At 66.1% G+C, this 12,551-nt stretch carries 11 protein-coding genes and 1 pseudogene; 6 read left to right on the forward strand and 6 right to left on the reverse strand.

The annotated features are described in order from the left end of the window. Nucleotides 1-92: 92 nt before the first annotated feature. Nucleotides 93-839: an adenosylcobinamide amidohydrolase gene (locus MKCMC460_RS09485; RefSeq protein WP_236981659.1), complete on the forward strand. Its 747-nt coding sequence runs from the start codon at nucleotides 93-95 to the stop codon at nucleotides 837-839. A 103-nt stretch (nucleotides 840-942) separates the two neighbouring features. Here the strand turns inward: MKCMC460_RS09485 and MKCMC460_RS09490 are convergent, their stop codons facing one another. Both MKCMC460_RS09490 and MKCMC460_RS09495 read right to left on the reverse strand, forming a co-directional pair. After that, nucleotides 943-1,638 carry a DUF4352 domain-containing protein gene (locus MKCMC460_RS09490; protein ID WP_236981660.1) on the reverse strand — a complete coding sequence of 232 codons (696 nt, stop codon included), beginning with the start codon at nucleotides 1,636-1,638 and terminating at the stop codon, nucleotides 943-945. A gap of 554 nt (nucleotides 1,639-2,192) precedes the next feature. Then, nucleotides 2,193-2,405: an excalibur calcium-binding domain-containing protein gene (locus tag MKCMC460_RS09495; protein ID WP_236981661.1), complete on the reverse strand. Its 213-nt coding sequence runs from the start codon at nucleotides 2,403-2,405 to the stop codon at nucleotides 2,193-2,195. 556 nt (nucleotides 2,406-2,961) lie between these two features. Here MKCMC460_RS09495 and MKCMC460_RS09500 point away from each other — a divergent pair. Further along, nucleotides 2,962-4,266: an FAD-dependent oxidoreductase gene (locus MKCMC460_RS09500; protein ID WP_238305621.1), complete on the forward strand. Its 1,305-nt coding sequence runs from the start codon at nucleotides 2,962-2,964 to the stop codon at nucleotides 4,264-4,266. 22 nt (nucleotides 4,267-4,288) lie between these two features. Here the strand turns inward: MKCMC460_RS09500 and MKCMC460_RS09505 are convergent, their stop codons facing one another. Next, the gene (locus tag MKCMC460_RS09505) at nucleotides 4,289-5,035 is read right to left on the reverse strand and encodes an alpha/beta fold hydrolase (protein WP_236981663.1); all 747 of its coding nucleotides are present in this window, start codon (nucleotides 5,033-5,035) and stop codon (nucleotides 4,289-4,291) included. Nucleotides 5,036-5,141: 106 nt separating this feature from the next. Here MKCMC460_RS09505 and MKCMC460_RS09510 point away from each other — a divergent pair. The 3 genes and pseudogenes from MKCMC460_RS09510 (at nucleotide 5,142) to MKCMC460_RS09520 (ending at nucleotide 6,688) form a co-directional block, all read left to right on the forward strand. Next, nucleotides 5,142-5,419 (forward strand): annotated as a pseudogene (locus MKCMC460_RS09510) (TerD family protein). Nucleotides 5,420-5,451: 32 nt separating this feature from the next. Next, nucleotides 5,452-6,336, forward strand: coding sequence for a CoA ester lyase (locus tag MKCMC460_RS09515; RefSeq protein WP_236981664.1), 885 nt, complete (start codon nucleotides 5,452-5,454; stop codon nucleotides 6,334-6,336). 145 nt (nucleotides 6,337-6,481) lie between these two features. Beyond that, nucleotides 6,482-6,688 (forward strand): long chain fatty acid-CoA synthetase Faa4p, encoded by a 207-nt coding sequence (locus tag MKCMC460_RS09520; protein ID WP_236981665.1) that lies wholly within the window; start codon nucleotides 6,482-6,484, stop codon nucleotides 6,686-6,688. Nucleotides 6,689-6,719: 31 nt separating this feature from the next. Here the strand turns inward: MKCMC460_RS09520 and MKCMC460_RS09525 are convergent, their stop codons facing one another. The 3 genes from MKCMC460_RS09525 to MKCMC460_RS09535 all read right to left on the reverse strand — a co-directional run bounded on the left by MKCMC460_RS09525 (nucleotide 6,720) and on the right by MKCMC460_RS09535 (nucleotide 12,017). Continuing rightward, entirely contained in the window at nucleotides 6,720-9,203 is a 2,484-nt protein-coding gene (locus tag MKCMC460_RS09525; RefSeq protein WP_236983917.1) for a glycogen/starch/alpha-glucan phosphorylase, read from the reverse strand. 176 nt (nucleotides 9,204-9,379) lie between these two features. After that, nucleotides 9,380-11,590, reverse strand: coding sequence for an RNA polymerase recycling motor ATPase HelR (helR, locus tag MKCMC460_RS09530; RefSeq protein WP_236981666.1), 2,211 nt, complete (start codon nucleotides 11,588-11,590; stop codon nucleotides 9,380-9,382). A 100-nt stretch (nucleotides 11,591-11,690) separates the two neighbouring features. After that, on the reverse strand, nucleotides 11,691-12,017 hold the full coding sequence (locus MKCMC460_RS09535; protein WP_236983919.1) for a multidrug efflux SMR transporter: 327 nt from the start codon (nucleotides 12,015-12,017) through the stop codon (nucleotides 11,691-11,693). Between the two features lie 94 nt (nucleotides 12,018-12,111). Here MKCMC460_RS09535 and MKCMC460_RS09540 point away from each other — a divergent pair, with 94 nt between their 5' ends. Continuing rightward, nucleotides 12,112-12,546, forward strand: a complete 435-nt coding sequence (locus MKCMC460_RS09540; protein WP_236981667.1) for a DoxX family protein — start codon at nucleotides 12,112-12,114, stop codon at nucleotides 12,544-12,546. Nucleotides 12,547-12,551: the final 5 nt, after the last annotated feature.

Raw genomic sequence — 12,551 nt, forward strand, 5'->3', positions numbered from 1 at the left:
CATCCGCGCTGCCGCGATGCTCCGTCGCGCAGTCTTGGCAGCTTCCGAGCGGCGTGTGTAGGAGGCTCGTGACAGTACGCGAGGATGAGACGGTGCATCCAAGATTGACTGCCCGGGTGGAACGGGCTCGGTCGCTGCCGGTTCTTGTTTGGCAATTCGCCGAGCCCCGACTGTGCATTTCGTCGGGCCCGCTCGGCGGCGGTATCGGGGTTCGGGGCTGGGTGGTCAACGCGACGGTTCCGCTCGATTACGACCGGACCGACCCGGACCGTCACCTAATCGAAATAGCCGCCGGCTTCGAGCTCATCGGCACCGGCTGCGGGCTGCTTACCGCCGTCGACGTGTCCCGCTACCACGTTGCCGCCGACACCGGCGTTGTTGCCGCCGCGACGGTCGGACTCTCCCACCCGACCTGGGCGGCAGCGCCCGATCGGCACTTCCGCGGCGAGTTGCCGTCCGGCGCCGGAACGGCTGGATTCGCCGACTTCCAGACCGTCGAGTACCGACCGCTCATAGCCGGTGACGAGCACCGGGTGGGCACGATCAACATCGTGGTTGCGGTGCCGGTACGGCTGTCTGAGGCAGCTCTCGTCAACGCCGTGGCCACTGCCACGGAGGCGAAAGTGCAGGCGTTGTACGAGGCCGGGGTGCGGGCCACCGGAACAGCCTCGGACGCGATCGTCGTGCACTGCCCGACGGACGGAACTCCGGAAACCTACGGTGGGCCGCGCTCGGAGTTCGGCGCCCGGATCGCGCGAGCGGTGCACGCGGCTGTGCTTGCCGGTGCCCAGGGCTGGATTTCAGATCCGCCCGGCCGGCTCTCCATCTCGGGTACGTGAGAACCCGGCTGCGCGCGGAGGGCATCGAAGTCGGCGCCGACGCAGGTTGCGGGCGGGAAACCGGCTATGCCGGAGGCCTGATCGGGTTCGGATGGCCTAACTGCTATTGAATCGCTACGTCGACGCCCTTCGATAGGATGGACTCGCGCAAATTCACGGTGCCGTTGAGAGGGGTATTTGTCGGCACATCGAAAGACACGACCGCCTGAATACTGTTGCCCGGGTTGATGCTTACGTTCATGGAGTCGGTCCACAGGGCGGCGGAGTTGTTGGGTTCGTACGTGTTGCCGCCAAGGGTCAGTTTCTGATTTGCCGCCATAAAGGTGAGCGGTTTGTTTCCGGCGTTGCGAACCGTCAGGTGCACGTTCAGGAACTGACCCTGCGCAGTGACCTGCATGTAGGGATTGGACGAGTTGCCGGCGACCCTTGACTGATCGACTGAGGTGACCATGAAGACCATTTCACCGTCTCTGGCTTCCTGGCCTATTGCTGCTGCTGGCACCGTTGGTTGCGCAGTGATTGACGGCAACGTTGGGACCGAAGCGCTAGGGGGCCTCAACTGCGCGCTGTGCTCGGCGAGTTTGCTCTTGCCGTGGTTTGCTACCGATCCGATCGCGATGAGTGTTCCGCAGCCTCCAAGAAATAGCGCCGCCGTGCCGACCAAGATCCAGGGCCAGATGAGCCGCTTCCGTGTTGGCACCCCGGACTCGACGACGGTCCACCGGCTTCCATCCCAATAGCGCGTGCCGGGACGTCCGGACGGGTCCGGATACCATCCTGGCGAAACCGGTTGCGTCATGCTTGAACCGTCCTGTTTGGCACGCGGATACAACGGTGTCGCTTAACGGAAGGCAACTCAGCCCCTCGCAAACCTTCCTCGACCGTTGGCGCCATCGCCGCGGCAGAAGCCACGATTGCTGCTGACACTTGGTCAGAATTGTTAACCATGCCCGCGCGCTGGGTCGCCGAGCAGGCCGCCTCCCGTAGGACGCTGCCGAACATGCCAGTTCCTCCCTCGGTTGCTTTCCGAATAAGTAGCCGGTATCCGCTCTACAAAATAGGGCTTCGTCGATGCCCGCATGGCAAAGTCCGGAGGCATACTCGTGTGACGAAAAGCACAGGCAGCCAACAACTCCCACCATTGATCATGTCAAACACATACATTACGCAAATGTTGTCGCATTCTACTGCGCGCGGTTTGTGACTGATGGCGCTGCTGATCTCGCGTGGTGTGGGGATTATTTGGGGTCGTCGAAATCACCGAACGCGTCCATCGGCAAACGCCGCGAATTGCGTCTCGCAGGCCACGGCGGCCCGGCGCCGGCCTGCTCCGGCGTGAAGCGAGACGGTCGCTCAGCGGGACTCGCAGGCGATTCCGTCATTGTCGCGGTCCAGCTTGGGCGAGTAGGCCGGGTCCCCTTTGGGAATGTTGTACCGGCCGTCGTTGTGGGCCTGGGTGCAGTTGGCGTACGGGGGGTCGGCCTGTGCATCCGGCGCGACCGTCAAGCCGATGCCGAGAACTCCGACGCCTGCGGCCACCGACGCCAGGAGAACGCGAACGGTCATATTCCTCAACCTCCACTTGAGTTTGCGTGAGGCAGCCTACGGCGAGTCGATGTCGCAAGAAGCGGAATTGACAACTTCGCCTTACGTTTTCATATCTCGGTTCAGTGGAGGTGACGGCCGGCAGCGGCGACCCACCTGCCGACGGTAGGTGGGCACAACGGTCCCATCAGGTCAGCTTCATAGGGAACGCAGACCCAACGCCAACAACTTGAGGCATCCGTCCTGGCGCGGAGAATCTGCGGCTCGATTCAGGCTCAGGACGCTATAGCCTGCTATTCGGGGGCTGGCGACGAACCACCCCTGCTGTGCTCGCCGGCCTGAAACGGAGGGACACCAGGAATGGCGATCGACTACACCAAGCGGCCGAACCGGGGCGGCCCGCACCGTTCGCCCGATCGCCGTCACCGCGAGCCGAGGGGACACCCGACGGTCCGCTGTCCGAATACGGCGTGGCGGCGGGCGCCGGTGGCCTGACAACACGGCGGGCGGTGTCCGGCGGATCGGTTCCCTGAAGCCGCGAATCCCGTTCCAGAACACCAGATTTGGAGAAAAATCGATGACGGACTGCGCCACCGTGGCGGTCGTCGGGGCCGGAATGTCCGGCTTGGTCGCGGCGCGCGATCTGCACCGTCAGGGAATCGACGTCGTGGTGCTCGAAGCCGCCGACCGGGTCGGCGGACGCATGATGGGCGAAACCTCCGCGCTCGGGTCCAGACTGGACCTCGGCGGACAATGGATCGGCCACGGGCACCATCGATTCGCGGCTCTCGCCGCCGAACTCGGCACGACGAAGTTCGACATGCGTACCCCGAAAAGCCCGGCGATCCTCGACGGTGGCCACGCGGTCTCGTTGCTCTCGCCGCCGGTGCTGATGGCGTTCGCCGCACTGGCCGGAGTCGAGGCCATGTCCCGGCTACCCGCACCAGACCGGTGGGACACCACAACGGTCGAGGATTGGCTGCGGCGGGTCCCCTCGTCGCGAGCGCGACGGCTACTCGAGTTGATCACCGTCGTCAGCTCCACCGCCGACCCCGACCGCTGTTCGATTCGGGCACTTATCTCGCTGATCCGGTATGAGGGCGGGCTCACTAAAATGTTGAAAACCAAAGGAGGAGCCCAGGAATCGCTGCTTGTCGAGGCAGCGGCGACTCTGCCCGAGCGGCTCGCGGCCGACCTGGGTGAGCGGGTGTACACCGGTTGCGGGGTCACCGCCGTCCGCCAGGGAGCCGACGAAGTTTCACTGGCAACCAGCACGGGGCAGGTGCGTGCCGCCCGGGCCGTCATCACCGTGCCACCTCCCATGGCGCGGCGGATCGCTTTCGAACCGGCGCTGCCGCCGGAGCGAATCGCTTTGCAACGCAGCACATATATGGGCTCGGTGTTCAAAGCGATCGCGGTATACGACACCCCGTTCTGGCGTGCGCGCACCCATGCCGAGTGCCTCGTCCTGGGAGACCCCGGCTTCGCCGTGTTCGACTCTTCGCCGCCGGATGGACCCGGGCACCTCTGCCTGCTGGTCGCCGGACCCGACGCCCGCGCCCTCGACACGGACACAGATCGTCGTGCCACACTGCTGGGCCAGTTGCGGGCGCATCTCGGCCCGCAGGTAGTCCAACCGGCCAGCTGGCACGAAAAGGCTTGGCATTCGGATTCTTTCGTCGGCGGCGGATACATTGCGCTGCCGGACAAGGGCACCCGCGCCGGCTTCCTGCCCTTCAGCTCGCAACCGAGCGGGCACATTCACTGGGCGGGGGCGGAGACCGCCGCGGAGCACGCCGGTTACATCGACGGCGCCATCGAAGCCGGCGCCCGGGCGGCACGAGAAGTCGCCGAGTCGCTGCAAGGCGCGGGCGCCACCTAGCCGGGCCGGCGCCGCCGAGAACTCAAGCCAGCGTCTCCCAGAACCCGGTGAGGGCCGCCGCGCCGCGATGCGGATCCTGCAGCATCCACCAATGTCCCAGCCCGTCGAGGACTTCCGTCCGCGCGCCCGCGCGCGCCGCCGCCCGCCGCCGGATCTGCTCGGATCCGACGTAGCTGTCCTCGGTGGCCAGGATGGACAGTCCGGGACGAGCCGCCGCGTTCTCCAGTGCCCGGCCGGCCTCAGCTGTTGCCGGCTGCGCCGCCGAACGGTACAGCGCCAGGATGGCTCGCCCCATCTCGGGGCCGTGCGCCTGGCCGATCGCGGCCGCGATGTCGGCCGGTATTCCCAATTCCGCGGTCTGGGCCACCCAATCCTCGATCGATCCACCCATCATGGTGTCGACGAGCTCCTCACCGGCACCCGGCGTCTGCCACACCTGGGCGAGGTCGTGCCAGACGTAGTCCTGGTCGAACACGCCGACGATGTCACTGACCCAGCTGCGCACCAATTCGGGGCGGTGCATCACCACGTTCAGCACGTGTCCACCGCCCCAGTCGTGTCCGACCAGGTCGATCGGCTCGTCGATGCGTTCCAGCTCTTCTTCGAGCCAATCACGGTAGGCCAGGTAGGTCGCCGCGAAGTCGTCGGGCAACGGGGCCCCGAACCCCGGCGGCGAAAGAAGCACCACGTCGTCGCGGTCGAGAGCCGCGACCAGCGGGCCCCAGATCGCGTCGGTCTCTGGATTGCCATGTACGAAAACGGCCGGCATGGTCTGCTCCTTGGCTGTGCGGGGTCTGGTTTCATAGGGTTCTACACCCGGACGGGGCCGGGAGCGGGCACTCCAGGATTTTCACATCGCGCGGAAGGTGATCGTCATGGGCGTCAGTCTGAACAAGGGCGGCAACGTCTCCCTCACCAAGCAGGCACCACACCTGACCGCCGTGGCCGTGGGTTTGGGCTGGGACAGCACCTACGACCTCGATGCCAGTGCGCTCGCATGCGGCGCGAACAGGAAGATGCCGGAACCGAAACGGCAATGGTGTTCGGCGAGCTCTACCGGCGCGACGGCGAGTGGAAGTTTCGCGCCATCGGCCAGGGTTACGCCTCGGGACTGCGCGGCATAGCGCTCGACTACGGCGTGAACGTAAATTAGCTGCCGCCCACCGGACGGAAGGGAACGTGCTCATGGCGCCGACGCTGCGCCCGCGCCGATCGGCGCTCTACCTGCCCGGCAACAACGCCCGAGCGCTGGAAAAGGGCAAATCCCTGCCTGCTGACGTGTTGATCTTCGATCTCGAGGACGCGGTCGGGCCGGATGCGAAAGCAGACTCGCGGCGCCGAGTGTGCGATGCCGTCGCGTCGCGCGCCTACCGCCCCCGCGAGATCGTGGTGCGCATCAACGGTTTGGACACCGAATGGCACGACGACGACCTCGCCGCTGTGGCGGATTCGGTCGCCGACGGCGTGCTGGTGCCGAAAGTCGAGACGGGACAAAAGGTCCGGGCTCTGGCCGACCGGCTCGACGGACTCGGGGCCCCGGAGTCGCTGCAGCTGTGGGTGATGGTGGAGACGCCCAGGGCCTTCCTGCGCATGGAAGAAGTCGCCTCGGCCAGCGAGCGGTTGGCGGCACTCGTCGTCGGCACCAACGATCTGGTCAACGAGCTGCACGCATTGCACGTCCCCGGACGGGCGTCCGTCGTCCCGGCGCTGGCGCTGGCCGTACTGGGCGCGCGTGCGGCCGGAAAGGTGGTGCTGGACGGCGTGTTCAACGCCATCAAGGACGAAGACGGCTTCAGGACCGAGGCGCAGCAGGGCCGCGAGATGGGATTCGACGGCAAGACGCTGATCCATCCCTCGCAGGTCGGGCCGGCCAACGAGATATTCGGGCCATCGCAAGGCGAGCTCGCCCACGCCAACAAGGTCGTCGAGGCCTATGAGCAGGCGCAGGCCGCCGGGGAGAGCGTCATCACCGTCGACGGTCGCATGATCGAAAGCCTGCATGTGCGCGATGCCCAGCGCATCCTGGCCCTGGCAGAACGCATTGCCGAACTGGGTTCGCAAACCCAATAGCAGGCTGCGGACAGGTTGCGATTAGGTATTGCCGCCAAATCGCACTAGTCTTGCCCGCGGCCCATCATCGTCCCAGGAAAACACCATGCCTCTTCAGCCCACTCTGCGGCATGCACGTCCGTCGCGCAGGGTTCGCAGCCATTTCGTGAAATGCGTAACCGTTGGCCAGTGCTTCGACATCGACATCGTCCGCGACGCGGACGGTTGGACGGTCCGGATACCCGAGGTCGACGAGGTCACCCGGGCGCCCGATCGCGCCGCGGTCGAACTGGCAGCGCGCAGATGCATCGCCGCTCGGACCGGCATCCCCATCGGGTACGTCGCCGTCTACGTCAACAGCGAGATCGGTTAGCCCCGAACAGCTTCCGGGTAAGCCGCGATCGTCAGATCTTGACGGTCAGCGGCCACACCTTCCAAATGTCTTCGCAATACTCGGCGATGGCGCGATCCGACGAGAACTTGCCGCTGCGTGCGGTATTCAAAATCGACATCTTCGTCCAGGCGTCCCGATCTTCCCACGCCGCGCTCACCCGCTCCTGACACGCGACGTACGAGGCGAAGTCGGCGCACACCAGGAACGAGTCGTGGTGGCGCAAGTTGTCCACCAGCGGCCGGAACACCTCGGGGTCGCCGTGTGAGAACATTCCGCCGGCGATGAGGTCGAGCACCGCGCTCAACTCCTCGTTGCTGTCGATGTAGTCCGCCGGGCGGTAGCCGTTTGCCTTCAGGGCTTCCACCTCCTCGACGGTGAGACCGAACAAGAAGAAGTTCTCCGGCCCGGCCTCTTCCCGAATCTCGACATTGGCCCCGTCCAAGGTGCCGACGGTGAGTGCGCCGTTGATCATGAACTTCATGTTCCCGGTACCGGAGGCTTCCTTGCCGGCGGTGGAAATCTGTTCGGAGACATTGGCGGCCGGGTAGATCAGGTGCGCGTTCTGCACGTTGAAGTTCGGGATGAACGCCACTTTCAGAGTCTTGTTGACCTCTGGGTCGGCGTTGATGGTCTCGGCGACCGCGTTGATCAGCTTGATGATTCGCTTGGCCAGGAAATAACCGGGTGCCGCCTTGCCGCCGAAGATGAATGCGCGCGGCGGAATTGACAGACCGGGATTCTGCTTGAGCCGGTAGTACAGCGCGATGATGTGCAGCACGTTGAGGTGCTGGCGCTTGTATTCGTGGATGCGCTTGACCTGGATGTCGAAGATCCATTCCGGGTTCAGTTCGACACCGGTCGCCGAGCGAACGAAAGCGGCGAGGCGCGCCTTGTTGTTGCGTTTGATGTCGCGCCACTGCTCCCGGAAGCTTGCGTCGTCGACGAATTGCTCCAGGCCGCGCAGCCGCCCCAGATCGGTCAGCCAACCGTCACCGATGGTGCGGTCCAGGAGTTCTCGCAGTCCTGGGTTGGCCAGCGCCAGGAAGCGGCGCGGCGTCACACCGTTGGTCTTGTTGCTGAAGCGCTCCGGCCACATCTCGTAGAAGTCTTTGAGCACACTGTCTTTCAGCAGTTCGCTGTGTAGGGCGGCGACCCCATTTATGGCGTGGCTGCCGACGGTGGCCAGGTGCGCCATCCGGACGAACTTGGCGCCGTCTTCGCCGATCAGCGACATCCTCTTGACCCGGTCGGCGTCGCCCAGGAACTTGATGCGCACCTCGTCGAGGAACCGGCGGTTGATCTCGTAGATGATCTCCAGGTGCCGGGGCAGCGACTCGCCGAACAGCTCCAGCGGCCAGGTCTCCAATGCCTCGGGTAGCAGCGTGTGGTTGGTGTAGGCGAACGTCGCGACCGTGATCTGCCACGCCTCCTCCCAGTCCAGCTGACGCTCGTCGATCAGCAGCCGCATCAGCTCGGCGACCCCGATCGAAGGGTGAGTGTCGTTGAGCTGCAACGCGAATCGCTGAGGGAGTTCGCGCACCGAAACGTCGGCGAGGTCGTCCATGATGTGCAGCACGTGCTGCAGCGAACAGGACACGAAGAAGTGCTGCTGCAACAGTCGCAGCCGTTTGCCGGCCTCCGGTTCGTCGTTGGGGTAGAGCACCTTGGTAACGGTCTCCGAGGTGACCTCGTCCTCGACCGCCTTGTAGTAGTCCCCGGTGTTGAAGGCATCCAGAGCGAACGACTTGACCGCCCGGGCGCTCCACAACGTCAAGACGTTGCAGGTGTTGACGCCGTAGCCCTGGATCGGGGTGTCGTAGGCGACTCCTTTGAGCATCAGCCCGGGCACCCAGCGTGCCCGGTCGCGTCCGGAGTCATCGGTGTAGTGCTCGACGTAACCGTTCCACTTCACCAGGTAGTTGACATCGGGTTTGGCTATCTCCCAAGGGTTTCCGCTGTCCAGCCAGTTGTCGGTCTGCTCGACCTGCCAGCCGTCGCGGATCTCCTGGTCGAAGATGCCGAACTCGTAGCGGATGCCGTAGCCGATCGCCGGGCGCTCCAGGGTGGCAAGCGAGTCCAGGTAGCACGCCGCGAGGCGGCCCAGGCCGCCGTTGCCCAGTCCCGGCTCCTCTTCGCAGGCCAGCACCTCGTCGTAGTTCTGGCCCATCGCGGCCAGCGCCGTTCTGGCCGCCCGCTCCATCCGCAGGTTCAGCAGGTTGTTGCCCAGCTGCGGCCCCATCAGGAACTCCGCCGACAGATAACAGGTCACCTTGCGGCCCAGGTCGAGGGAGAGCTGCGTGGAGGCCACCCGCCGGTCCTGCATGCGGTCGCGCACGGCCAGCGCCAGCGCCCGGTAGTAGTGCTCGGGCCGCAGGGCGGCGGCCGGACGGCCGATCGAATACCGCAGATGGTCGGTGATGGCCCGCTGCAGGGCGGCCGCGCCCATGCCGGTACGGGAGTGCTCGATCAGTTCGGCCCTTGCGGTGGCGGGCATTTCGTCGGCGGGCGTGCGGTCCAGATCGGTCATGGTGAGCGTGTACTCCCTCGAGTCTTCTTCAGCGGAGCCGACGAACCCGGCGGCAGGCAGGAGGTCAGTCTGGCAGCGATGTTTGCACACCTGGCGCGCAATTGCCGTCCGAAACGTGAACGCGACATCACGGTCGCGCGACATCACGACGAAATGACACCGTCGGCGGCCAGACCACTCAGGAACGCCGGGAGCGGACCCTGGTGCAGAATTCCCAGACGCTGGGTCGCGCGGGTGAGGGCGACGTAGAGTTCGGCCGCCCCGCGCGAGCCCTCGGACAGGATCCGCTGCGGGTCCACGACGAGAACCGCGTCGAACTCGAGTCCCTTGGTTTGCGCCGGCGGCACCGTGCCGGGCACACCGGGGGGCCCGATCACCACACTGGTGCCTTCCCGGCCCGCCTCGTCTTGGACGAATTCATCGATGGCGGAGGGTAATTCGTCGGCTGTGACACGCCGGGACCAGGGCTTCACCCCGGCCGCGCGCACCGACTCCGGCGGCACGACGTCGGGCGCGAACTCGGTGAGTAGCGCCGCGGCGACGCTCATGATCTCCGCCGGGGTGCGGTAGTTCACCGACAGCAGCCGGTACACCCAGCGGCCGGGCACGTACGGCCGCAGCATCGCGTCCCACGATGTCGCTCCGGCCTCCGAGCGGCGCTGAGCCAGATCGCCCACCACCGTGAACGACCTCGCGGGACAGCGGCGCATCAGCACCCGCCAGTCCATCTCGGACAGTTCCTGGGCCTCGTCGACGACGACGTGCCGATAGGTCCAATTGCGGTCCGCGGCGGCGCGTTCGGCCAATTCGCGGGTGTCGCGCTCGACGAATCGCTCGGCCAGTTCCGCACCGTAGAGCAGATCCTGGGCCAGTAGGTGATCTTCGTCGTCCATCAAATCTTCCCGGTCGCCCATCAGGTCCAACACCCCGGCGGCGTAAGCGGCCTCCTCGCGCTGCTCCTGTTCGGCGATCTGCCGGGCCCGCGCGGTGGTCACCGTGTCGACGCCCAGCAGGTCGACCAGTTCGTCCAGTAGTGGCACGTCGGAGACGGTCCAGGCGTCGCCGACCGCGCGCAACATGGCCAGATCCCCGCCGGCGGCCTGTAACCGCTCGCGCGACTCCAGCAGCGACGCCAGCAGTGTCTCCGGGGTGAGAATCGGCCAGAGTTCGTCCAGCGCGGCGGCGAAGCCGGCGTGCTCAGCAAGTTCTTCGATCAGGTCCTCCCGCACCGCCTCCCAGGCGCCCGTGTCCGACCGGTCCAGCCAGCCGCGGCCGATCTTGGCGATCGCCCGCTCGGTGAGCGTCCAGGTAACGATCTCGGCGAACACGGCGCGGGCCTCGTTGTGCGGCAGTTTGCTGGTGCGTGCCTCCTCCCGGGCCCACTGCGCGGTGTCGGCGTCGATGCGCACGGCGGCATCCGACAGCTCGATCGGGATCGGCTCGGGCGGCAGCCGCTGGTGATCGGCGATGGCCGCGGCCAGCACGTCGAGGATCTGCAACGAACCCTTCAGACGCGCAGCGGCCGGGGTGTCTTCGGTGGTGACGCGCAGCCCGGGCACCAGGCGGCCGGTGGTCGCGAACACCACCGTGGACTCGCCCAGTGCGGGCAGCACCTGGCTGATGTGGTTGAGGAACTCCGGGCTGGGCCCGATCACCAGCACCCCGTGTCGTTCCATCCGCTCCCGCTGGGTGTAAAGCAGGTAGGCGACGCGATGCAACGCCACCACGGTCTTGCCGGTGCCGGGCCCACCCTCGATCACCAGGACGCCCGGATGGTCAAGTCGGATGATCTCGTCCTGCTCGGCCTGGATGGTCGCCACGATGTCGCGCATCCCCTCACCGCGGGGTGCGCTGACAGCAGCCAGCAGGGCGGCGTCGGTCGAGCTGCCAACCTGGTCGCCGTCGCGCAGTTCGCCGAGGACCTCGTCGGTGAAGTCAAGGATCCGGCGCCCGCGGGTGTGGAACTGGCGGCGCCGGCGGATGCCCTCGGGGTGTGCCGCGGTGGCCGTGTAGAACGCGCGCGCCGCCGGCGCCCGCCAATCGAGCAACAGCGGTTCGTATTCGTCGCCCTCGTCGAGCAGCCCGATGCGTCCGATGTAGGTGCGCTCCCCCGCAACGCTGTCCAGCCGACCGAAACACAAGCCGTCGTCGGCGACGTCGAGACGCTTCATCCGTCGAGACAGGGCCCGCACCTCGACGTCGCGATCCATCGGCGTCTCGCTGTCCTCGCCCCGCAACGCGGTGCGGTATCTGTCCGTGGCACGCGCGCGCTCGTCGTCGAGTCGCGCGTAGAGCTCGTCCACATAGCTCTGCTCGAAGCGCAATTCGTCCTCGTACCCGGTGTCGCGAGGCACCCGCGTCCCCCTCTTCTTACGTGCTCGGCCAACGATTGCGCGTCGCCACCCCCACCCGTGCCGCAAGCCCCAAGCGCCGGATGTCGGCAGGGCCAGCAGCTCAGTGGGGGAGTCCGCCCAGGTTCAGGGTGACCACTCCGGCGATGATCAACCCCACACCGACCACCTTGGCAACCGAAATCGGCGAGCCGAGAAACGTCACGGCGATGAACACGATCGCAGCCGTGCCGATCGCCGACCACAGCGCATAGGCGACATCGGTCTGCATGCCGCGGGAGATCGACAGCGACAGCAGCGCGAACGAAATGCCGTAACCCAACAGGCAGACGACGGTCGGCCACAACCTGGTGAAGCCGTCGGTGCTCTTGAGCAGGCTGGTCGCCACCACCTCCGCGGCGATCGCGACCAGCAAGAACAGGTAGGCCAACACCCGTCTCATTCTGTACACATGCCGAAACGTGCCGGGAACCGGCCGCGATTCCGGCCCGGGACGCGGCGTGGTGGACATTAACGTGGAGCGCATGACGAACGATCTCAACGTGCGCATGGCCGGCTACTCGCCAGCCGTGCTGAGCCTGTTCCGGCTGGTCTACGGCTTCCTGTTCGCCGGTTACGGCTCGATGATCCTGTTCGGCTGGCCCGTCGCGTCGGGGCATCCAGTGCGCGTGGGCGATTGGCCAGGTTGGTACGCCGGGCTGATCGAGTTTGTCACCGGGCTGCTGATCGGGGCCGGGCTGTGCACCCGCGCCGCCGCGTTCCTGGCGTCCGGCACCATGGCGGTCGCGTATTTCTGGATGCACCAACCGAATTCACTGTGGCCCATCGGCGGCCCGCCCGACGGCAACGGCGGCACCCCGTCGATACTGTTCTGCTTCGGATTCTTCCTGCTGGTGTTCCTCGGACCGGGCAGGTATTCGCTCGACGCGCTGCGCGAAGCGAAAACACCACGCCGGTAACGGTT

Source organism: Mycobacterium sp. 20KCMC460, from assembly GCF_022179425.1.
Lineage (GTDB): Bacteria > Actinomycetota > Actinomycetes > Mycobacteriales > Mycobacteriaceae > Mycobacterium > Mycobacterium kiyosense.

What these genes read in the sequence shown, in the direction of transcription:
- MKCMC460_RS09525 (WP_236983917.1), bottom strand. Translation starts at nt 9,203, where the DNA reads ATGCCCGCCACCGCAAGGGCCGAACTGATCGAGCACTCCCGTACCGGC.
- MKCMC460_RS09490 (WP_236981660.1), bottom strand. Translation starts at nt 1,638, where the DNA reads ATGACGCAACCGGTTTCGCCAGGATGGTATCCGGACCCGTCCGGACGT.
- MKCMC460_RS09500 (WP_238305621.1), top strand. Translation starts at nt 2,962, where the DNA reads ATGACGGACTGCGCCACCGTGGCGGTCGTCGGGGCCGGAATGTCCGGC.
- MKCMC460_RS09515 (WP_236981664.1), top strand. Translation starts at nt 5,452, where the DNA reads ATGGCGCCGACGCTGCGCCCGCGCCGATCGGCGCTCTACCTGCCCGGC.
- MKCMC460_RS09540 (WP_236981667.1), top strand. Translation starts at nt 12,112, where the DNA reads ATGACGAACGATCTCAACGTGCGCATGGCCGGCTACTCGCCAGCCGTG.
- MKCMC460_RS09505 (WP_236981663.1), bottom strand. Translation starts at nt 5,035, where the DNA reads ATGCCGGCCGTTTTCGTACATGGCAATCCAGAGACCGACGCGATCTGG.
- MKCMC460_RS09495 (WP_236981661.1), bottom strand. Translation starts at nt 2,405, where the DNA reads ATGACCGTTCGCGTTCTCCTGGCGTCGGTGGCCGCAGGCGTCGGAGTT.